The sequence below is a fragment of the Flavobacterium limi genome, from assembly GCF_010645075.1.
Taxonomy (GTDB): Bacteria; Bacteroidota; Bacteroidia; order Flavobacteriales; family Flavobacteriaceae; genus Flavobacterium; species Flavobacterium limi.
In genome coordinates this window covers 15,991-39,547 of the sequence record NZ_JAADZV010000006.1, presented here as the reverse complement: position 1 = coordinate 39,547, position 23,557 = coordinate 15,991, and the positions used below count along the sequence as shown (strand labels likewise).

The 23,557-nt window shown below is 32.7% G+C and carries 18 protein-coding genes; 10 read left to right on the top strand and 8 right to left on the bottom strand.

The window, feature by feature from the left end:
* Positions 1-34: 34 nt before the first annotated feature.
* From GXM16_RS13220 to pheT, 3 genes are all read left to right on the top strand, one after another.
* Positions 35-1,345: a TolC family protein gene (locus GXM16_RS13220; RefSeq protein WP_163394922.1), complete on the top strand. Its 1,311-nt coding sequence runs from the start codon at positions 35-37 to the stop codon at positions 1,343-1,345.
* Positions 1,346-1,369: 24 nt separating this feature from the next.
* On the top strand, positions 1,370-2,233 hold the full coding sequence (locus tag GXM16_RS13215; protein ID WP_163394921.1) for a bestrophin family protein: 864 nt from the start codon (positions 1,370-1,372) through the stop codon (positions 2,231-2,233).
* A gap of 61 nt (positions 2,234-2,294) precedes the next feature.
* Positions 2,295-4,817: a phenylalanine--tRNA ligase subunit beta gene (gene pheT, locus GXM16_RS13210; protein ID WP_341874178.1), complete on the top strand. Its 2,523-nt coding sequence runs from the start codon at positions 2,295-2,297 to the stop codon at positions 4,815-4,817.
* Positions 4,818-4,871: 54 nt separating this feature from the next.
* Here the strand turns inward: pheT and GXM16_RS13205 are convergent, their stop codons facing one another.
* Both GXM16_RS13205 and clpB read right to left on the bottom strand, forming a co-directional pair.
* Positions 4,872-5,750 (bottom strand): DUF808 domain-containing protein, encoded by an 879-nt coding sequence (locus GXM16_RS13205; RefSeq protein ID WP_163394919.1) that lies wholly within the window; start codon positions 5,748-5,750, stop codon positions 4,872-4,874.
* Positions 5,751-6,129: 379 nt separating this feature from the next.
* A complete protein-coding gene (gene clpB / locus GXM16_RS13200; protein WP_163394918.1) occupies positions 6,130-8,733 on the bottom strand; it encodes an ATP-dependent chaperone ClpB in 2,604 nt (867 codons plus the stop codon).
* Positions 8,734-8,941: 208 nt separating this feature from the next.
* Here clpB and ytxJ point away from each other — a divergent pair, with 208 nt between their 5' ends.
* From ytxJ to GXM16_RS13165, 7 genes are all read left to right on the top strand, one after another.
* On the top strand, positions 8,942-9,331 hold the full coding sequence (gene ytxJ, locus GXM16_RS13195) for a bacillithiol system redox-active protein YtxJ (RefSeq protein WP_163394917.1): 390 nt from the start codon (positions 8,942-8,944) through the stop codon (positions 9,329-9,331).
* A 151-nt stretch (positions 9,332-9,482) separates the two neighbouring features.
* The gene (locus GXM16_RS13190; protein ID WP_163394916.1) at positions 9,483-11,153 is read left to right on the top strand and encodes an OstA-like protein; all 1,671 of its coding nucleotides are present in this window, start codon (positions 9,483-9,485) and stop codon (positions 11,151-11,153) included.
* Between the two features lie 61 nt (positions 11,154-11,214).
* The gene (locus tag GXM16_RS13185) at positions 11,215-12,414 is read left to right on the top strand and encodes an aspartate aminotransferase family protein (RefSeq protein ID WP_163394915.1); all 1,200 of its coding nucleotides are present in this window, start codon (positions 11,215-11,217) and stop codon (positions 12,412-12,414) included.
* Positions 12,415-12,690: 276 nt separating this feature from the next.
* Positions 12,691-14,088 (top strand): tetratricopeptide repeat protein, encoded by a 1,398-nt coding sequence (locus tag GXM16_RS13180; RefSeq protein WP_163394914.1) that lies wholly within the window; start codon positions 12,691-12,693, stop codon positions 14,086-14,088.
* Positions 14,088-14,837: a shikimate dehydrogenase family protein gene (locus GXM16_RS13175; RefSeq protein WP_163394913.1), complete on the top strand. Its 750-nt coding sequence runs from the start codon at positions 14,088-14,090 to the stop codon at positions 14,835-14,837. The genes GXM16_RS13180 and GXM16_RS13175 overlap by 1 nt, the downstream gene beginning before the upstream one ends.
* A 246-nt stretch (positions 14,838-15,083) precedes the next feature.
* Positions 15,084-17,060: a DUF349 domain-containing protein gene (locus GXM16_RS13170; RefSeq protein WP_163394912.1), complete on the top strand. Its 1,977-nt coding sequence runs from the start codon at positions 15,084-15,086 to the stop codon at positions 17,058-17,060.
* Positions 17,061-17,248: 188 nt separating this feature from the next.
* Positions 17,249-17,665 (top strand): OsmC family protein, encoded by a 417-nt coding sequence (locus GXM16_RS13165; RefSeq protein WP_163394911.1) that lies wholly within the window; start codon positions 17,249-17,251, stop codon positions 17,663-17,665.
* Between the two features lie 75 nt (positions 17,666-17,740).
* Here GXM16_RS13165 and GXM16_RS13160 read toward each other — a convergent pair whose 3' ends face one another.
* The 6 genes from GXM16_RS13160 to GXM16_RS13135 all read right to left on the bottom strand — a co-directional run bounded on the left by GXM16_RS13160 (position 17,741) and on the right by GXM16_RS13135 (position 23,557).
* The gene (locus GXM16_RS13160) at positions 17,741-18,460 is read right to left on the bottom strand and encodes a response regulator transcription factor (protein WP_110348373.1); all 720 of its coding nucleotides are present in this window, start codon (positions 18,458-18,460) and stop codon (positions 17,741-17,743) included.
* Between the two features lie 3 nt (positions 18,461-18,463).
* Positions 18,464-20,050 carry a sensor histidine kinase gene (locus tag GXM16_RS13155; RefSeq protein ID WP_163394910.1) on the bottom strand — a complete coding sequence of 529 codons (1,587 nt, stop codon included), beginning with the start codon at positions 20,048-20,050 and terminating at the stop codon, positions 18,464-18,466.
* A gap of 59 nt (positions 20,051-20,109) precedes the next feature.
* Positions 20,110-20,706: a dephospho-CoA kinase gene (gene coaE / locus GXM16_RS13150; RefSeq protein ID WP_163394909.1), complete on the bottom strand. Its 597-nt coding sequence runs from the start codon at positions 20,704-20,706 to the stop codon at positions 20,110-20,112.
* A 1-nt stretch (position 20,707) separates the two neighbouring features.
* The gene (locus GXM16_RS13145; RefSeq protein ID WP_163394908.1) at positions 20,708-21,706 is read right to left on the bottom strand and encodes a glycosyltransferase family 2 protein; all 999 of its coding nucleotides are present in this window, start codon (positions 21,704-21,706) and stop codon (positions 20,708-20,710) included.
* Between the two features lie 122 nt (positions 21,707-21,828).
* Positions 21,829-23,016: an enoyl-ACP reductase FabV gene (fabV, locus tag GXM16_RS13140; protein ID WP_163394907.1), complete on the bottom strand. Its 1,188-nt coding sequence runs from the start codon at positions 23,014-23,016 to the stop codon at positions 21,829-21,831.
* 19 nt (positions 23,017-23,035) lie between these two features.
* Positions 23,036-23,557 (bottom strand): hypothetical protein, encoded by a 522-nt coding sequence (locus GXM16_RS13135; protein ID WP_163394906.1) that lies wholly within the window; start codon positions 23,555-23,557, stop codon positions 23,036-23,038.

Sequence of the window (23,557 nt, the reverse complement as noted above, 5' to 3'; positions counted from 1 at the left end):
AGGATTCATGATTTTTAGCAAAAGAAAATAAAATATGAATATCAAAAATTTATACAGCGTTTTACTGATTTTCTTCTTTTGCATTGCAAAAATCAATGCTCAGGAAGTACTGACTATTGAAGAGGCCATGAAAATAGCTTTAGAAAATAATTTTGAAATTAAAATTGCCAAAAACAATTCAAAAATATCAGAAACCAATGTAACTATTGGAAACGCAGGTATGCTGCCTGTTGCTACAGCATCTGTAACAGACAACAACAGTATCACCAACTCTTCTCAAACACGTCAGGACGGAACAACAACTTCATTGGATAATGCTAAAAACAATAGTTTAAATTACGGTGTAAGCTTAGGCTGGACGGTTTTTGACGGAATGAAAATGTTCGCCAGGTTAGATCAATTAAAGGAACTTCAAAAATTGGGCGATGCAGAGTTAAAAAGAACAATTTTATTAAAAATTGCTCAGGTTAATTCAGCCTATTATGACCTGGTACAGCAGCAGCAGCAACTAGCTGCTTTAGATACCACTATTGTCATTTCAAACCAAAGATTAGAGCTGGCAAAAAACCGTTTTACGATTGGTAAAGCATCGAAATTGGAAGTTTTGAATGCACAGGTTGATTTGAATTCAGACCAGGTAGCTTTGTTACGCCAAAAAGAATCGTATATTAATTCAAAAATTTTACTCAACCAATATTTAGCACGTGATCCAAAAATTGATTTTAAAGTCACCGATCAGCTCTCCGTTGATGATAAATTAATTTTTGCTGATTTGTTGGATTTGGCACAAAAACAAAACCCTGCATTAGAAGCTCAGATAATCAATAAACGAATTGCAGAATTGGAATTGAAACAGGTAAAAGCAGACCGATATCCTGTTATTAACTTAACTACCGGATATAATTTTGCAGAAAGCCAGTCCAGTTTGGGTTTTACAAGTGAAGCTTCTTCCAGAGGATTAAATTATGGTTTTAATGCTTCGCTTAACATATTCGATGGTTTTAATCAGCATCGAAATGAAAAAGTAGCCAAATTGCAAATCGAAAATTCTCAAATTGCTATTGAACAGCAAAATATGATCCTGAACACACAATTAAGTACAGCCTTTCAAACCTATTTAACCAATATTGAACTTATTGAACTGGAAGATGATAATGAAGAAATAGCAAAACAAAATCTTTCAATCACGCTGGATAAATTCAGAATTGGAACAATTACAACATTAGAATTCAGAACGGCTCAATTGAATTATGTGAATGCAAAAGTCCGTTACAGCAATGCACAATATCAGGCAAAATTATCTGAAATTGCATTAAAAGAATTAGCTGGAAATATTAGTTTTTAGTTTAATTTTGGCAAAAAAAATTAAATGATTTCATACAATACAAAGGACTGGGTAACTTTTATTTTTCGCTTTCACAAATCTGACACCATACGAAAATTGTTTTCTGTAATGATTGTCATTGGAATTTACAGTGCAGCCGTTGGTTATCTGGAAGTTCAGTATTTTAACATTGGAAAAAACGACTACATCCATAATATCAATATCATGCATGGTATGCTCGGTTTTGTCATCTCTTTATTACTTGTTTTCAGGACAAATACTGCTTATGACCGTTGGTGGGAAGGAAGAAAATTATGGGGCAGCCTTGTCAATAACAGCCGAAATCTGGCCATTAAACTATCTGCAATTTTAAAAGACGAAACAGACAGAAACTTTTTCAGAAAATATATTCCGATGTATGCCCATGTCCTCCAGATTCATTTAAAAGATGATGATACAAGCAAACAGCTTTTTGAAGACGTCGATTTAGAAATCGATCACCACAAGCATAAACCAAATCAATTAAAAAAAATCATATATCAAAAAATTAATGATTTGTATGAAGCAAAAAAAATCACCGGAGACCAGTTAATTGTTTTAAACGAAGAATTAAGATCTTTTACAGATATCTGCGGTGCTTGTGAGCGAATAAAAAACACCCCTATTCCATACTCTTACAGTGCCTTTATAAAAAAATTCATCTTTTTTTATACGATGACGCTTCCTTTTGGATATTCTGTAAGCCTGGGTTACTTTGTAGCTCCAGTCGTTGTTTTTGTATTTTATGTTCTGGCAAGCTTAGAATTAATTGCTGAAGAAATCGAAGATCCGTTTGGAGATGATGAAAACGATTTACCTATCAAAAAAATATCCGAAAACATCAAAAAACATGTTGAAGAATTGATTTAGAAATTACATTTATTTGTTTTTAAAATTTTCATTAATCCATTTAATTTAAACAGAAAACTGTATTCTTCAAAGAATTCGATACTATAAAAAACAAAAAAATAGTTTCCAACTCAAGCAATCAATCCTTATATTTGTAGTCTTATTCAAGAATACTGGAATCAACATGAAAATATCTTACAACTGGTTAAAACAATTCATTAAAACAGACTGGACATCAGAACAAACTTCAGAATTACTTACAGATTTAGGTCTTGAAGTCGAAGTAGTCGAAAAATACCAATCCGTAAAAGGAGGCTTAGAAGGAGTTGTTGTAGGACATGTACTTACTTGCGAAAAACATCCTGATGCAGACCGATTAAAAGTGACAACCTTAGATATTGGCTTAGAAAATCCTATTCAGGTAGTTTGCGGTGCTTCAAATGTTGCGGCAGGTCAAAAAGTGCCTGTAGCGACTATTGGAACAGTTTTATACGATAAAGAAGGCGGAGAATTTACTATTAAAAAAGGCAAAATTCGCGGCCAGGAAAGTCACGGGATGATTTGTGCCGAAGATGAGTTAGGTCTTGGAACAGGTCATGATGGAATTATGGTCCTGGATGAAAAATTAATTCCGGGAACCCCGGCTTCAGAAGTCTTTAAAATTGCAAATGACGAAGTTTTTGAAATTGGGTTAACTCCAAACCGTGCAGATGCTATGAGCCATTTTGGAACGGCACGCGATTTAAGAGCCGGAATGCTGCAACGCGGGGTAAATGTGGAATTGATTACGCCTTCTGTAAGCAATTTCAGAGTTGATATGCGTACTTTAAAAATTGATGTAAGCGTTGAAGAACCAACCTTAGCACCAAGATATTGCGGTGTAACAATTTCAGGTATTACTGTAGAAGATTCTCCGGCGTGGCTGAAAGATCGTTTAAAAGCTATAGGATTAACGCCAAAAAACAACATTGTAGACGTTACCAATTACGTTTTGCACGAATTAGGACAGCCTTTACATGCTTTTGATGCTGCAAAAATCAACGGAAAAGTAATCGTAAAAACGCTTCCGGAAGGTACAAAATTTACTACCCTGGACGATTTAGAAAGAACATTGCACAAAGAAGATTTAATGATTTGCGATGAAAAAGGACCACTTTGCATTGCGGGTGTTTTTGGCGGAAAAAAATCAGGAGTTTCAGAAGGAACTACTTCTATATTCTTAGAAAGTGCTTATTTTGATGCCGTAAGTGTCCGTAAAACAGCTAAAAGACATCAGTTAAATACCGACGCTTCTTTTAGATTTGAAAGAGGAATTGATCCAACTATTACTGAATATGCATTAAAACGTGCTGCACTTTTGATCCAGGAAGTTGCAGGAGGAAAAATTACGTCTGATGTAATAGAAGTATACCCTAAAAAAGTAGAAGATTTTTCTGTTTTCTTAAACTTCAGCCACGTATCTAAAATCATTGGACAGGAAATTCCGAAGGATACTATCAAAAAAATCTTAGTTTCATTAGATATTAAAGTAAACAGCGTTTCTGATTCCGGTTTAGGATTAACAATTCCTGCTTACCGTGTTGATGTTCAGCGTGAAATAGATGTTATTGAAGAGATTTTAAGAGTTTACGGATATAATAATATTGATTTTTCTAAGAAATTCAATGCTACAGTAGCCAATTCGCCAAGAACCGAAGACTACAAAGTACAAAATCTAATTGCATCACAGTTAAACTCACAAGGTTTTCATGAGATGATGGCTAATTCATTAACTACAGCTGCTTACGCAAAATTATCTGCTGATTTAAAAGAAGAGCATAATGTTACCATGCTCAATCCGTTAAGCAGCGATTTATCTACGATGCGTCAGTCGCTTTTGTTTTCAGGTCTGGAAGCAATTTCATACAACATCAACAGAAGAAATTCTGATTTGAAATTATTCGAATTCGGAAAAACATATCATAAATATCTTAATGGTTATGAAGAACACAAACATTTAAGTTTATTAATTTCCGGTAACAGAAATAAGGAAAGCTGGACAAATCCACAAAAAACTACTGATTTCTTTTTACTGAAAGGATATGTAACCGGTATTTTAAATCGCTTAGGAATAGATAAAATTTCAAATGTTCCGTCAAAGTCAGATGTCTTCTCTGAAGGAACTGCAAAAGTTTACAACAATGAGGTTTTAGTTGAGATTGGAGTGGTTAAAAAATCTATTTTAAAACATTTTGGAATCAAACAGGAAGTTTATTATGCTGATTTCAACTGGGATTTAGTTCTAAAAATCATTACAGGAAAAATCAAATATACTGACATTCCTAAATATCCTGAAGTCCGTAGAGATTTGGCATTATTAATTGACCAAAGCACCACTTATGAAAGTATCTATACGCTGGCAAAACAGACAGAAAAGGGGCTTTTAAAAGATGTTAACCTGTTTGATGTTTATGAGGGCAAAAACCTTCCGGCAGGCAAAAAATCGTATGCCCTGAGCTTTACTATTCAGGACAATACAAAAACATTAACCGATAATCAGATTGACAAAATCATGTCTAAACTTCAACAAACTTTTGAAACAGAGCTGGGAGCAAGTTTAAGATAATTCCATAAAAAAACACCAGCTATTTACTGGTGTTTTTTTTATATTTGTTTTTTATTATTTCTTTTTGAAAATCTTTTTAAACAGATTTACAATTACCAAAACAACACATCCTAAAACAAGTCCGGTCACAAATTCTTTTAGTATTGAAGGAAGTTTAATACCTTCAGATAAATGATGGAAAAATGGAATATAATGTACAAAGATACCTCCGGCAACTAAGAGTAAAGCAATTGTACCAATTACAGTCAGACTTTTTATAATCAATGGAAGGGCTTTTACCAAAATATTGCCAATAAATTTTGATATGCTTTTTTCTCTTTTGCTAAATTTAATAAGCTTATAACCTGCTTCATCCATTCTCACAATTAAAGCAACAATGCCATAAACACCAATAGTCGCAATTAATGCAATTATTGAAGTTACAGCAATTTGCTGCATTAAAGGCTCTTCAACTACAGTACTCAAAGCTATAATTACAATTTCTACAGATAATATAAAATCAGTTATAATAGCTGATTTTATTTTCCCTTTTTCCATAGCCAGAATTTCTTCTTCAGTATAAGTCTCCTCCGTTATTCCCTCTGACTCGTCATGTTTATGAGGAAATATAAATTCATAAATTTTTTCAGCTCCTTCGTAAGCAAGAAACAAACCTCCAAGAACCAGAATCACAATAATTGCCACAGGAAAAAAAGCACTCAATAAAAAGGCAATAGGCAGAATAATAACTTTATTAAGTAATGAACCTTTACTAATGGCCCACAGCACAGGAAGTTCTCTTGAAGAAGCAAATCCGGAAGCTTTTTCAGCATTTACAGCCAAATCATCACCTAAAATACCGGCAGTTTTTTTTGCTGCGACCTTACTCATTACTGCAACATCATCCATAATTGCTGCAATATCATCTAATAGTACGAAAAAACCTGATGCCATTATATTTTTACTTTTTTTAAATGTTAGTGGTGCGAATCTACTACTTTTATCTAAATCTTTTTAAAGAAAGCAGGATTTAATTTTAACTGCACTGACCTAATAAAAACCAAAGAATTATAAAAACGATTATAGTACCAAAACAGCCTCCACCTAATTTTTTTGCTCCATATCCGGCAAGCAATCCTCTAAATATATTGTTCATAACAATTAATTTTAATGTTTCTGTAAATTTGGAAAATAATGTATTGTTATTTTTATAATACTTTTTAAAAATCTTTCATTATTCACGGATTTAAAAAAAAACACCAGCAATATGCCAGTGTTTTTTTATGCATCATAAGAGAGATGCACTGCGATGCATCTCTATAAATTATTAAATTTACTCTACAGCTTGCGTTTGATTTCTGAAAACCAATTTACCATCAAAAGCATCAATCAAAATAATACTTTCTGTTGTAATGTTACCTGCCAGGATTTCTTTAGATAACTGGTTCAACACTTCTCGCTGAATAACTCGTTTTACCGGTCTTGCACCAAACTCAGGATCATAACCTTTTCCTGAAAGATATTTGATTCCTTCAGGAGTCGCATCCATCGTAATACCTTGCAATGCCAGCATTTTACTAACACTTTTAAGCTGCAAACTCACAATTCTTGAAATATTATCTACTGTTAAAGGTGTAAACATCACGATTTCATCGATACGATTTATAAATTCGGGGCGGACAGTTTGTTTCAGCAAACCTAAAACGTCAGTTTTTGCTGCTTCGGTTGCTGCTTCAACGCTGCCTTTTAGATTTTCAAACTTTTCCTGTATAATATGACTTCCCATATTAGAAGTCATAATTATAATAGTATTTTTAAAATCAGCAAGACGTCCTTTATTGTCTGTCAAACGTCCTTCATCAAGAACCTGCAATAAAATATTAAAAGTATCCGGATGTGCTTTTTCGATCTCGTCTAACAAAATTACAGAATAGGGTTTTCTACGAACAGCTTCTGTCAATTGACCACCTTCATCATACCCTACATATCCGGGAGGCGCTCCAACTAAACGACTTACACTGTGACGCTCCTGATATTCACTCATATCGATACGGGTCATGGCATTTTCATCGTCAAAAAGATATTCGGCCAATGCTTTTGCTAATTCGGTTTTACCCACTCCGGTTGTTCCTAAGAACAAGAATGTTCCAACCGGTTTTTTCATATCCTGTAATCCTGCACGGCTTCTTCGTACAGCGTCACTCACTGCTTCAATTGCTTCTTCCTGCCCCACTACTCTTCTGTGCAATTCTTCTTCAAGATGCAGTAATTTTTCTCTTTCGGTCTGAAGCATTTTCATTACCGGAATTCCAGTCCATTTTGCAACAACTTCTGCAATATCTTCACGCGTTACTTCTTCTTTAATCAATGAAGTACCTGACTGATATTCCTGTAATTGCTTCTGCAAAACGTCAAGGCGTTCCTGAGCTTCCTTTATCTTTCCATAACGAATTTCAGCTACTTTTCCGTAATCACCTTCTCGTTCTGCACGTTCTGCTTCATGCTTAAAATCTTCTATTTCTAATTTTACAGCCTGGACACCGTCTACAACATCTTTTTCAGTTTTCCATTTGGTGAAGATTACGTTACGCTCTTCTTTCAGATTAGCCAGATCCATACGCAGGATTTTAAGCTTGGATTCTTCTTTTTCACGCTTAATCGCTTCAATTTCAATTTCCAACTGCATAATTTTACGATCCAAAACATCCAGTTCTTCCGGTTTTGAATTGATTTCCATACGCAGTTTAGAAGCAGCTTCATCCATTAGGTCGATAGCCTTATCGGGTAAAAAACGATTTGTAATATAGCGCTGTGATAGTTCGACTGCCGCAATAATTGCCTCATCTTTTATCTGAACTTTATGGTGTGTTTCGTATTTTTCTTTGATTCCGCGTAAAATTGAAATCGCACTTTCAGTATCAGGTTCGTCCACTAAAACTTTTTGAAAACGACGTTCCAGAGCTTTATCTTTTTCAAAATATTTTTGATATTCATCTAAAGTCGTTGCTCCAATAGCTCTCAATTCGCCACGGGCCAAAGCCGGTTTAAGGATATTCGCCGCATCCATAGCACCTTCACCCCCACCTGCACCTACTAACGTGTGGATCTCATCAATAAATAAAACAATATCACCTTCGGCAGCCGTAACTTCTTTAACAACTGATTTTAGACGCTCCTCAAATTCTCCTTTATATTTTGCACCGGCAATTAAAGCCCCCATATCCAGAGAAAAAACAATTTTGTCTTTTAAGTTTTCAGGTACATCGCCATCCACAATTCTGTGTGCTAAACCTTCTGCAATAGCGGTCTTACCAACTCCTGGTTCCCCAACAAGCATTGGATTGTTTTTTGTTCTTCGTGTTAAAATCTGTAATACACGACGAATTTCTTCATCACGGCCAATCACGGGATCCAATTTCCCTGTTCGTGCTAATTCATTTAAGTTTTTAGCATATTTATTTAATGAATTGTAATTTTCTTCTGCTGAAGCAGATGTTACTCTTTCTCCTTTTCGAAGTTCCTCAATTGTTGCTTTCAAGGCTTTACCGGTAACACCCTGATCTTTTAAAATTTGAGCAACTTTGCTTTTTGAATCAAAAATGGCTAAAATTAAATGTTCAATTGAAACATATTCGTCGTTCATTTTGTGAGCAATAATTTCTGCTTCATTCAAAGCTTTATTAGCATCTCTGGAAAGGAGAATGTCGCCACCTGAAACTTTTGGAAAACTCTGAATTGTACTGTCCAGAATTTGCAAAAACAACGGCACATTTACATTGAGTTTTTTCAAAATAAATGGCGCCACATTTTCATCAACCTCAAAAATTGCCTTAAAAATGTGTTCGTTTTCTATTTGTTGTTGTCCATATCTTTGTGCCAGCTGCTGAGACAACTGAATGGCATCCTGAGATTTAGTTGTAAATTTATTTATATTCATTTTTTTATACGATTTAGGTTTGTTTTTAAATTTAAAATAATCGATACCATTAAAATTAAGTTTTATTGAATTTCTTATTTAACTTAAATGATATAACTTTGCTGAAATATTCAAAATATATTCCACATTAAAATTACAGACAAAATGACATTTTCAATAGTTTTTCAACGATTCTGAAGCGTCAAAAAGTCATAAAACAAGACAAAGTATGAGTTTTTTCAATTCAATCTTCGGAAATTCAGAGAACACAGATTCTCGTAAAAACAATGTAAACTGGACCGAATTAACTAACGAATTACAGTTATTGGAAGTCGAAGCCATATCAAATGAAAAACCGGTCGTAATATTTAAACACAGCACAAGATGCAGCATCAGCCGAATGGCTTTGAAGCAATTTGAACGGGAATACGATTTGAATGATATTGTTGACGCCTATTTTCTTGATTTAATTACATATCGTGGCATTTCAAATGAAATTGCGAGAAGATTTAATGTATATCATGAATCCCCACAATTAATTTTAATCAAGAATGGCAAAGCTGTTTATGATGTTTCACACAGCGATATTGATGCTGCAGTATTAAAAAATAAGATTTAGTTTTCTTGATATAAATTACAATTCAGAGGGCAGAGCTTTACGTCTCTGCCTTTTTTATCTACACTAATTGCATTTATTTACCATTATAAATAAATCATAATATCTATTATCGTTTATAGCTTTTTCATAAATTTGACAAAAATTAAATCAATTGAAGAAATTACTCTTTTTCATATCTTTTTGTTTGCTTATAGGAAGTTTTCAAGGTGTATTAGCACAAGCTCCTAAAAAAATAATAGTTGAAAACTCAGACTTTTCAGATGTCAACGAAGTAGAAATCCCAGGTGCGCTTTTGCTTACCGGAAATGTAAAAATAAATCATGATGGTGTAGTCCTTACTTGTAATAAAGCCTATTTCTTTCAAAAAGAGAATTATATTAAAGCTTTTGGAAACGTACAGCTTGTTCAGGGAGATACATTATTCTTAAATAGTAAATATGCTGAATACAGCGGTAATGTAAAAAAAGCTTTCGCAACAGGAAATGCTATTATGACCTCACCTGATGCAACTTTACAAACTGATACTATTAATTTTGATCGAAATGTACAGGAGGTTTTTTACAACACTAAAGGCACAATTGTTAACAAAGACAATACCTTAGTTAGTAAATCAGGAAGGTACTACGTAGCGCAGAAAAAATTTCAGTTTTTAACAGAAGTAGTACTTACAAACCCGAAATATGTTATGAAATCTAATCACTTAGATTATTACAGCAACTCCGGGCACTCTTACTTATTTGGCCCATCTACCATTACAAGCAAAACAAATTATATCTACACCGAAAATGGTTTTTATGACACTAAGAAAAATATGGCACACTTTCTCCGAAAATCGTACATAAAGTACGATGACCGGCGTATAGAAGGAGACAGCCTATTCTACAATCGAAATACCGAATTTGCTTCGGCAACACGAAATGTAAAAATTACAGATTCTATAAATAAAGGAATCGTAAAAGGCCATTATGCCGAATTATACAAACTAAAAGATTCCATGTTTGTAACCAAAAGGGCCGTTGCTATAAACCTGGTTGAAAAAGATTCAGTTTATATCCATGGCAAAAAATTATTGGTAACCGGAAAAGAAGGCGAAAGAATCATCCGAGCATTTAATAACGTTCGCTTTTACAAAATTGATATGAGCGGAAAATGTGATTCACTTCATTCCAATAGTAAAATTGCATTGACAAAACTAATAGGAAATCCAATTTTATGGAATGCAGAAAGTCAAATAACAGGTACTATCATGCACTTAATTGGCGATAATAACACCCGAAAAATAGACTCACTTAAAGTTCTTGGTAATACCTTTATTATTTCCAAGGACACGCTGGGCACAGGTTACAATCAGGTCAAGGGTCTTAATCTATTTGGAAAATTCAGGGATGGAAAACTACACGAAATTGATGTAATAAAAAATACCGAAGTTATTTATTACGCCCGAAATAAAGAAAACGAGCTCGTTTCGATAGACAAAAGTGTCAGCAGCAAAATTAATCTGATTTTAGAGAACAATGCAGTTAACACTCTTACTCTTTTTAAAAACGTCCAAAGTGATAGTTATCCTGAAGAAGAATTACCTGAGCAAGACCGTAAATTGAAAGGTTTTATCTGGCGTGGAGATGAAAGAATAAGGACAAAAGATGATATTTTTCCTCCGGAAGAAAACGAACTCAATGATAAATTAGTTAAAGAAGGAAAAGCAGAAGATGCCAAGCCTAATGTCCCGATGAAAGTCAGGAAGGAAACATTAAATTACGACAAAAAGAAACCCGCAGCAAAAACTAATACTACGACGACTAAAACAAAAGCTAAAAAATAATTTTAGTGAAAGTAGCGATATTTAAGTAAATTTAAAATCTCAGTTCCTTAGAAGTTCAAAAATGAATCCCGATTTTATAAAATATCAGGCACAAACTTCTCCATATCCACTCGGAATGGAAGTTTCACATGCTATTGGCTCTTACATTTACGACACCAGCGATAAAAAATATTTAGATTTTGTTGCCGGAGTTTCAGCCTGTACACTTGGTCATCAGCATCCAAGAGTCAATCAGGCTATAAAAGACCAATTGGACAAGTATTCACATGTAATGGTTTACGGGGAATATTCACAAAGCCCGGCCGTTCAGTACTGCAAATTAATGGCTTCACTCCTGCCGGAATCATTAAACAAAACTTATTTAGTAAATTCAGGCACTGAAGCAATTGAAGGCGCTCTTAAATTAGCCAAACGTTCTACAGGCCGCAGTCAGCTGATATCATGTCACAATGCATACCACGGAAACACCATGGGATCGATGAGTGTTATGGGATTCGAAGAGCGCAAACAAGCGTTTCGCCCCTTGCTTCCGGATGTTGATTTTATCACTTTTAATAACGAAGAAGATTTACAAAAAATAACCACACGAACCGCCGCAATTTTACTTGAAACGATTCAGGGAGGAGCCGGTTTTATTGAACCTAAAGACAACTTTCTGCAAAAAGTACGTAAGCGCTGTGACGAAGTAGGTGCCATGATGATTGTAGACGAAATTCAGCCCGGCTTCGGACGCACCGGAAAATTATTCGGCTTTCAGAACTACGATGTCGTTCCGGATATTTTAGTCATGGGAAAAGGAATGGGAAGCGGAATGCCGGTAGGCGCTTTTACAGCCTCTGCAGAAAAAATGGATCTTTTAACCGAGAATCCAAAACTAGGACACATTACAACTTTTGGAGGCCACCCTGTCATTGCGTCAGCCTGTTTAGCGACTTTGCAGGAATTAACTGAGACTAATCTGATGCAGGAAACTTTAGAAAAGGAAAAACTCTTCAGATCACTTTTGGTACACCCTTTGATAAAAGAAATTAGAGGAAAAGGATTAATGCTTGCCCCAATGACTGAAAGTGCAGAAATAACCAATCAGGTAATTTTAAACTGCCAGGAAAAAGGACTCATTTTATTCTGGTTATTATTTGAAGGATGTGCTATCAGAATAACACCGCCATTAACCATTTCTGAAGAAGAAATAAAAGAAGGATGTGCCATAATTCTCGAAGTTATGGATGAAATTTTGAATAATAACGAAAAGCTTAATTAGGAGCTATTTCCAGCTATACGTTGCAATCTTTTTTGAAGCTGAAAAATGCTTCAAAAAAGGATTTCCACTTCTATCTGGGCTATGGCTTCACGTTAAAAACAAAAATCAGAATAATAATTAAATTAATCTTTTATAAATCAAAAGATTAAAACTAAAAACAGAACACAAGTTCTGTCCATATTGTTAATTAAATTGTTCAAAACAATAAATTTCCTTTCCTCACAAAATAATATGGTTGCCTAAATTTATAACAGGCTAATTTCAAAAATACAAAGTATGCAATTAAGCAACGAAGAAGAAGATTATAACCTATCCCTATCTAAATTTGAGTCGATGTTAAAAACCAACAAAGTACTCTTTTTTGATTCTGAAGAATTCGAAGAAATTATTCTTCATTATTTAGACATAGGTAAGGCTAATTTAGCAAAAAAGGCCTTAAAACTTGCATTAGACCAACACCCGAAATCTACAGGCTTAAAATTAGTACAAGTAGAAATGCTGGTTTACGACGATAAACTGGACATCGCCGAAAAACTTTTAAACGAGTTATATGCAATTGAACCTAACAACGAGGAAATTTACATCCAGAAAGCCAATATTTGTTCCAAAAGAGATCAGCATGAAAAAGCAGTAGAATTGCTTAAAATTGCCCTGCAATATACAGACGACTTTGCTGATGTTTACAACTTAATCGGAATGGAATATCTTTTTATGGATAATCTCGAAATGGCAAAAGACAGTTTCATCAAATGTCTTGAAGAAGACTTAGAAGACCAGTCTGCATTATATAACGTAGTGTACTGCTTTGAATTTTTAGACCAAAACCAGGAAGCTATTGTTTATCTTAACGAATACATCAACAAAAATCCGTACAGTGAAATTGCCTGGCATCAGCTTGGTCGATTGCACTATGGAATAAAAGAATACGAGAATGCAATTCGCGCTTTTGATTACGCAACCCTGATTGACGAAGAATTTCTGGGGGCATTCATGGAGAAAGCAAAAGCTTACGAACGACTTAAAAAATACGCTCAGGCAATAGAAAGTTATAACCGAACCATCGAATTAGATGATGCAACCTCTTATGCCTTATTGCGAATTGGTAAATGCTACGAAAAGCTGGGAAATAATATTCTGGCATTGAAATATTACAACCAAACTGTTCATGAAGACCCTCTTCTCGACAAAGGATGGATTGCTATTACTGATTTTTACGTTCGCCAGAAAAACTTTCAAAAAGCATTATTTTTTGTCAACAAGGCATTAGCCATCGACAATCAAAATCGTTTGTACTGGAAACGTTATGCCACTATAAACAAACAAATGAACTTTTTTGAAGAAGCTGAGTTTGGTTATAGAAAAGCAGTAGAATTTGGAGATTATGCATTGGATACCTGGTTATTCTGGGTAGATATTCTTCAGTTTTTAGGTGAATTTGAGAGCGCCATACAAACATTACTGCAAGCCTCTGAATATTTTCCGGAAGAAAACGAAATAGAATACCGTTTGGCCGGATTGTATTTTATGATTCAGGACAATACAAAAGCTAAATTTCATTTAAGCAATGGTTTGCGTTTGAACTTTGACAATTACATTTTAATCGAAGATTTGTTCCCTGTTGTCTGGTCAAAAAAAATGGTAAAAAATTATATTGAAAAACATAGAAAAGAATAATGATTGATATTTTAAAAAGACGTTTTGGTTTATTAGGCCGTAATATTAGTTACTCCTTTTCAAAAGGATATTTTACAGAAAAATTCAGCGATGAAATATTTAAAGGCAACAGCTACGAAAATTTTGACATTTCTGAAATCAATCATTTTGCAGGATTACTTAAAAACAATCCCGATTTAAAAGGTTTAAACGTTACGATCCCGTACAAAGAACAGGTTATTCCTTATCTGGATAAACTTTCAAAAAAAGCAGCTTTAATTGGAGCTGTAAATACTATAAAATTTACCAAAAATGGAAAATTAAAAGGATACAATACAGATTATTATGGTTTCAAAAAATCATTAAAACCATTACTTGAATCACATCACAAAAAGGCACTTATTCTGGGGACTGGAGGTGCATCAAAAGGGGTAGCCTTTGCACTTGATGAACTTGACATTCCTTATACTTTTGTTTCAAGAGAAGCGAAAGAGAACATCATTGATTACAATTTAATTAATGCGACAACTTTTGACAATTTTCAAATCATAATCAATTGTACTCCCGTTGGAACAAGCCCAAATATTGAAGCTTGTCCAGATCTTCCTTATGAGTTTTTTACGGATAAACATATCGCTTATGATTTGATTTATAATCCTGCCGAGACACAATTCTTAAAGAATGCCAAAGAAAGAGGGGCTGTAATAAAAAATGGTCTTGATATGCTTATTTTGCAGGCAGAAAAAGCGTGGAAAATCTGGAACAAATAATCCAAATAAAAACAATTAATAATTTAAGGCTACATAAATGTAGCCTTTTGTTTTTTATTTAATTCTTAAAACTTAATGCTAAGAATGTATTTAAAAAATTAAATTTCTCCGTCATAAATTACTTCTCACACACAAATAAGTAGGATTTTTAAATCAAAAAACACATAAACAAATGATTTATTTTGTAGTTAGAAACACCTTTACTATCTTTCGCAATGTTTAAAATATAACCTTATACATTTAAAAATGTTAGAAGAAAAGAATGATAACCTGCAGGAAGCAGATGGAAAACCAGAAATCAGCCTGAATGATTCTTCACTAAATGATGTAACAGAAACATCAATTTCTGAAACAACAAAAGAAAATGAAATTTCAGCGATTGAAAGTATTGAAGTTGAAGAAACAAATCATCAGGAAGTATTAGACGCTATAACAAATTCTAATGCTGAAGAAAGCGAAGACGAAACATTAAAAGAACGCCATGATATTCCTATGCAGGATTATGACACATTTTCGTTAGATAAACTTGTTGATGAATTAAAAAAACTTGTAAATACAGATAAAGTGATGTCTGTAAAAGAACATATTGAAGAAATTAAAAAATCATTTTTACTTCAATTCAATCATTTTATTGAAGAGAAAAAAGAAGAATTTAATGCTTCAAATGAGGATCCAAATGAAGATTTTCAATACCATTCTCCTTTGAAATCAAAGTTCGACGAATATTACAATATATTTCGGGAAAAAAGAAATGCTCACTTTAAAAATTTACAGAGCAATTTAAAATCAAATTTAGAAACCCGACTTGCTATAGTAGAGGAACTAAAAGAACTTATAAATCCACAGGAAAACATCAAAGACACTCTTAAACATTTCAATGAATTAAGAGAGAGATGGAAAAATGCCGGAGCAATTCCAAAAGACAAATACAATCACGTATGGAATAATTATCACTTTCATGTTGAAAATTTCTATGATTATCTTCATTTAGACCGTGAAGCAAGAGACTTAGATTTCAAATACAATCTGGAACAAAAACAAAAAATAATTACTCGTGTTGAAGAGTTAGCAAACGAACCTGACATTAATAAAGCATTTCGTGAATTACAGGATTTACACAGAATCTGGAAAGAAGATATTGGCCCTGTATCGAAAGAACATCGTGATACGATTTGGAATAAATTTAGCGAGCTAACTAAAAAAATCCATGACAAAAGAGAACTTTTGTTTGAAAGCCAAAGAGAAAACGAGCAGAAAAATCTTGAGATTAAAAAAGAAATTATTGCTACAATCGAAGTTTTGGCTACTGAAAAAGTAGGTTCTCATTCGCAATGGCTGGTACAAATACAAAAAGTTGAAGCACTTAGAAATGAGTTTTTTGCTGCCGGAAAAGTACCAAGCGAGGTGAATGAACAGACTTGGGCTGCATTTAAAACTGCCGTAAGAAACTTTAATTCTTTTAAAAACTCGTTTTATAAAGACATCAAAAAAGACCAAAACGACAATTTAAACAAAAAAATGGCCCTAGTTACAAAGGCCAAAGAATTACAAGAAAGTACAGATTTTAATGCGACTACTCCAATCATGAAACAAATTCAGGAAGAGTGGAAACAAATTGGTCATGTTCCTAAAAAATACTCTGACAAAATCTGGAAAGAATTTAAAGATGCCTGCAACCATTATTTCGACAAATTAAAAGAACACAAATCTGAAGAAAATGGAGAAGAAGTTGCTGCATTTGACAATAAGAAAGCATATTTAGACACTTTAAGGGCATTTGAACTTACAGGTGATCATAAAACAGATTTAGATGCCATTAAATTACATATTGAAACATGGAAAGGATTTGGAAAAGTTCCTTTTTCAAGACGTCATATCGAAGGCAAATTCAATAAAATTCTGGATGCTCTTTTTGAAAAATTAAGTCTTAGTAAAAAAGATACAGAAATGATGCGTTTTTCCAACAGAATTGATTCTTTATCAGAAAGTAATGATACACGCAAGTTAGATAATGAAAAGATTTTCATTATGCGCAAAATTGAAGAAGTTCAAAATGAAATATTCCAGTTAGAGAACAACATTCAATTTTTTACAAATACGAAAAATGCAAAGAAAGAAAATTCTATAGTTCTTGAAGTCCGTAAAAACATTGCTATTCATAAGGAAAGTCTGGAAGTATGGAAAGACAAACTAAAACAATTGCGTAATTTAAATCAGGAATAAAACATTAAGAATTCTAAATTTAAAAAGGGTGTAATGAGATTCATTACACCCTTTTTAATGATATTTACTTTTCAGTAACATATTAATAAAACAAAACTGTAAAATATTGATTATATTTGAATTAGTCACTTATAACAACAATCAGCATTTTATGCACTTATAATTTATTAATTCTAATAACTTCGAAAATGAAATTTACAAGAAAAGCAAACGCAAACTGGAAAGGGACAGGCATGGAAGGAACCGGAGCCATAACCACACAAAGCACAACCTTAAATAATACTCAATTATCTTTTAAAACAAGGTTTGCAGAAGGAGTAGGAACCAATCCTGAAGAACTTATTGCTGCAGCTCATTCTGGCTGCTTTACAATGCAATTAAGCTTTTTATTAAACGAAGAAGGATTCGTTGCAGACGATTTATCTACTGAAGCAACAGTTACCTTCGAAGATGGTTCTATAACTTTAATTCACTTGGAACTAAAAGGAAAAGTACCATCTATAACAGCTGAAAAATTTGCAGAAATTGCAACCAAAGCGAAAGAAATCTGCCCTATTTCAAAATTATTAAAGACTGAAATTACATTAGGAATTAATTTAATTTAAAACCCTTAACTTAGTTTTACCCATAAAAAAAGCTCTGATTAACTCCAGAGCTTTTTTTTTATCATTCTATTTTTTTTATTCAGATACTGCTTTGCTTTTAACTACCAGCCTAAAACCTTCACCATGAATGTTCAAAATTTCAACATCCTCATCTGATTTTAGATATTTTCTAAGCTTGGCGATATAAACGTCCATGCTCCTTGAAGTAAAATAATTGTCATCTCTCCAAATTTTAGTCAAAGCTAATTCCCTTGGCATTAAATCATTTTCATGCAGAATCAGCATTTTTAGTAATTCATTCTCTTTCGGAGATAGTTTTATTGGTTCTTCATCCTGAAATGTTAAAAATCTTAACTTAGAGTTCAAATGAAACTTGCCAATATTGAACTCAAACTGAACTTGTTCTGCTTTCGTATCAGATGATTTTCTCTGAATAATAGCTTTAATTTTCATCAATAAAACTTCCGAATCAAAAGGCTTGTTAAGATAATCATCAGCCCCTGCTTTATATCCTTTTAAAACATCCTCCTTCATTGATTTTGCAGTTAAAAAAATAATCGGCACTTCGCTGTTTTTTTCCCTAATTTCTTTTGCTAAAGTATATCCATCCTTATAAGGCATCATTACATCAAGAATGCATAAATCATAAACATCCTTTTTGAATTTTTCGAAACCTTCCATACCATTTTTTGCTAAAGTAACTTCAAAGTCATTTAGCATTAAATAATCTTTAAGAACTGCACCAAAATTAAGGTCATCTTCTACTAAAAGTATTCTTTTATTAATATTTTCCATATTTTAATTTATTAGTGGTATTTTTATTATGAAGGTACTACCTTTTCCCTTTTCACTTTCTACATAAACCTGACCATTGTGATCCTCAACGATTCTTTTTACATAAGCAAGACCTAAACCATGACCTTTTACATTATGCAAATCACCTGTATGTTCCCTGTAAAATTTCTCAAAAACTCTTTTTTGAGCAACTTTACTCATTCCTAATCCATTATCCTTTACTTTTATCAGAATCATGTCTTTAACATTCTCCGTAAAAACCTCTATCTCAGGAACATCTGGAGAATATTTTATAGCATTTTCTAATATATTAACCAATACATTTGTAAAATGCACTTCATTAACCAGACATGTCGTCCTTGCTGCATTATAATGTCTTACAATTGTACCTTGTTTATCCTCTAAAATTAAATTAACATGTTCAATTGCATCTTCAATGATATCATGTATAACATTAGGTTCTTTACTAATATCGAGTTCTTTTTTCTCCAGTTTAGAAATTCGCAGTACATTTTCAACCTGAGCATGCATCCTTTTATTTTCATCCCTGATCATTTGAAGATAACGATACACCTTCTCTTTATCTTCTATGATTTTGGGGTTACGTATTGCATCAAGAGCTAAATTGATAGTAGCAATTGGAGTTTTAAACTCATGCGTCATGTTATTTATAAAATCTGTTTTGATCTCAGATATTTGCTTTTGACGAATTAGTTGATTTAATGCACTGGTATAAGCAATTATGATAATTAATGTAAAAATTATAGACAGTATCGTAATACTTACCAGCTGCGACAATAAAAATTTCTTTTTGTTAGGAAAAGTAACTGACAATTCATATTTACTATTCCCTTCATTATCTGCAAAAACAGGGATATTATAAGTAGCATCTTTATCGAAATGAAAACCTTCTGATTTTATTTTGGTAGGACTTCCATTACTATATATTCCAAATTCAAATTTTGTCTTAACTCCATGTTCGGCTAGCTCCTTTTTTAAAATGCCGCGTAACTTCTCTTTTGTAATTCTTTCGTCTATAGGCAATGCAGAAGCATAATCCTTATATGAAATTTGTAATTGAGCTTTATTTAAAATATCTAAGTTTCCTTCTTTTTCATCTCTTAAATCCGGAATTGTACTTTGATTTAAAACTGAATTATCAATAATACTATTATTATTGTAAACTTCTGTTAGCCTCTTGGAACTAAAACTTTTAAATCCGTCAGAACCGAATTTTTTATTAAATATCGATCCATTAATATCATATTTTTCAGAAGATATACTATTTTTATAAACAATAGTTTTGTTTGTTTTAGTATTTCTTTGCACAAACAAAATTTCTAACAAATCTTCTTTTTGAGGGATTTTCCCGGTACTGTCTTTTATATGATTGATTTTATCATAAAAACTGTACTCTTCTTGTTGTTCAAGTTTATCAGAAACGTTACTGATTACCTGAGTAACGTGGTATTTAAATTGTTCATCATTATTTTCAAATGACGAATTAAACCAATATACCTGAACCAGAATTATCCCTATTAAGGACAAACTCATTAGCAAAACAAGTATTCTAAAAAATAATTTATTCATCGAAACAAAATTAATATTTTAACAATATACTAAATAATACATTAACCAAATATTAACATTTAAGAATGATTTTGTTTAATATTTAAAATTTTAAGAATTTTAACAACTTCTTCTTTTGCATTTTTAAGATTATCATTAGTTATAACAAAATTACTTTTAAGAACACGTTCTTCGTCTTTCCATTGCATTTTCATTCTGTCTAAGACCTTTTCTCTTGTTGTTTCGTCACGTTTTATAACTCTTTCAATTCTTACTTCTTCAGGCGCTGTAACCGTTATAATAATATCACAATCTTTATATCTTCCGCTTTCAAACAAAATTGCAGCTTCGTAAATTATGTAGTTATAATTTTTATTTTTTTGAAACCATAATTCAAAATCTTTTTTAACAGCCGGGTGTATAATAGCATTTAACTGATTAAGTTTATTACTATCTTTAAAAACGATTTCTGCTAATTTTGCCCTATTGAGAACCTCATTTTCAAATACAACTTCACCAAATATAGTTTTAATCTCTTCAACTATAGATTGTGACTGCATTATTTTTTTTGCCTCGTCATCAGCAATATAAACAGGCACTCCCATTTCTTGAAAATAATTTGCAATGGTTGTCTTTCCGCTTCCTATTCCACCAGTCAAACCAATAATCTTTGTCATATTATAATTTGAAAAACATATAAGGAAAAGCTTTCTGAGGTTTTCTCTTTAAAATAATAACTTTTATAAAAGATTCTAAAAAGCCTGTTCCGTAACCGTAAAATTGCTTCCAAACAGCAATTACAGAAAGATATCCAATTTTAACACTCTTATTACTGACACCAGATGTAAGAAAAATTATAACGAAATATACAAAATATATTTGTAATAAAAGATCAAAATTAAAAATTAACAATAAAAAAGCTAATAATAATCCTGTCATAAAAAAGGTAGGAAAGAAAAAAGTCAATTTGTTATGCTCCGGATACCAGCTGTTTAATATTGGTCTTGCTTTTCCAAATTTATTCACTTGTATAGAAAATTTTTCCCAGTCTATTCTTCTTTTGTGATAAACAAATGCACTAGGAAACAATCTCGTTTCAAAACCTAAATTCCATAATCTTATAGATAAATCCGGATCTTCACCAGGATGAATATTCCCAAAGCCTTTTGATGCTTCAAAAGCTTTTTTTGAAATCCCCATATTAAAACTTCTTGGCTGGAACTTACCAATTTTCTCAGAGCCACCGCGAATTCCACCGGTAGTTAAAAAAGAAGTCATGGCAAAATTAATTGCCTTTTGTATGTCTGAAAAGCTATCCAAAGCCTTATCTGGGCCTCCAAAACAATCTACATATTCTCTATCCAATTCTTTACGAACTTCTGTTAAATAGTTTGAAGGAATTATACAATCAGAATCGAAAATAATAAAATAATCGCCTAATGCTTTTTGCATTCCGAAATTTCTTGAATCACCCGGTCCGGAATTCTGTTTAAAGTAATACGAAATATTAAGCTTTCCCTGATAATTCATAACAACACTTTTGCAGGGATTTGAAGATCCGTCCTCAACAAGAACAATTTCAAATGCTTCATTATAATCAGATTTCGACAAACTTTCCAAAAGCTCATCTACTTCATCCGGACGATTATACACAGGTATAATTAAAGAAAAAACCATAATAGAATATGTGGAATTAGGTACCTTTTATAAATTTCAAATTTTGCGCAAAGATAAGTTTTATTCATAAAAAAACCATCAACTTTGAGTTGATGGTTTTCATTTATAATGATTTAAATAAATTACTTGATACTTTCTACCTGAACCATTTCATTTGCCTCAGCTTTATAATCTATTCCTCCTAATTCAAACCCAAACAGATTTAGGAAATCATTTCTGTACCCTTCTAAATCTCCAATAGCGGGCAATGTTTCTGTAGTCGTTTCTAACCAAAGTTTAGCCACTTCTGCCTGAACATCTTCACGCATTTCCCAATCATCAATCCTGATTCTTCCTTTTTCATCAGTAAGAATTGTTTCTGCATACAATCTGTCTTTAAACAAACGATGAATCTGCTCAATACAGCCTTCATGAATTCCTTTTTCTTTCATTACTTTATACAAAAGAGAAATATACAAAGGAACAACCGGAATGGCCGAACTAGACTGCGTTACTAATGCTTTATTTACAGACACATAAGCTCTTCCTCCTATAGACTTTAAACTATCAGTAATAGTAAATGCTGTAGCTTCTAAATCATCTTTTGCACGACCTATAGTTCCTTTACGATAAACGGCTTCTGTTAATTCAGGCCCGATATACGAATAAGCAATTGTTGTAGCGCCATCTGCTAATAAATTTTCGTTTTTTAAAGCCTCAATCCACATTGCCCAGTCATCTCCTCCCATAACTTCAACTGTGTTAACAATATCTTCCTCGTTAGCAGGAGCTATTGAAACCTCAGAAACTTTTCCAGTATGAAAATCAACCGTTTTATTAGTATATGTCTGTCCTATCGGCTTTAAAACTGAACGATGTGTAACCCCTGTTTTAGGATTTGTACGTACCGGAGAAGCCAAACTATAAATTACAAGATCAACTTGTCCTAAATCTGCTTTTATCAAATCTAAAGTTTCTCTTTTAACTTCATTTGAAAAAGCATCTCCATTGATACTTTTTGCATATAATCCAGCTTTATGAGCTTCTGATTCAAAAGCTGCTGAATTGTACCATCCCGGAGTAGCAGTTTTACCTTCAGCTGATGGTTTTTCAAAAAACACACCAATAGTTGCTGCATCAGATCCAAAAGCACTTGTAATTCTTGAAGCTAATCCAAAACCTGTTGAAGCACCAATTACTAATACTTTTTTAGCCCCTTCGATAGGTCCTTTTGATTTGATATATTCAATTTGATTTTTAACATTTTGCTCGCATCCTTTTGGGTGTGATGTCAAACAAATAAATCCTCTCATTCTAGGTTCTATGATCATCTTGTAATTATTTATTGTATTAATTCAATTTCAATTTTAATTTTTCAAAAATAGACATTTTATCCTTAACCCTTTTCATGTTTACATTCATATTGTCTATAAAATTAGGATTTAAAGCATTCGTTTTGGCTAACTTATAGTAATTATAAGCAGCTAAATATTGATTCTCATACTCTGCCATCCTTCCCAATTCACTATTAAAAGATGATGAATCGAAATTCTCCAAAGTCTTCATAGTAAAGCTAATGTGTTCTTTCGCTTCTTCATACCTACCAATATCGATAAGGAGATAAGTATAGTTTAAATAAGCCGCAGGATATTTAGGTTCAAACTTCATAGCCAGTTTATAATGGTAAATTCCTTTATCATAATTACTGAGCTTATTATAATAAATCCAGCCTAAATGATTATGCGCTTTACCAAAATCCGGGTATTGAGACAATATTTCTTCCAGTAATTCTTTTCCCTCAGCAATGTTTCCGTCAGAGATCAGGGAATCTGCTTTTATAAATTGATTTTCGTAATAACTCAAACTTTCCAT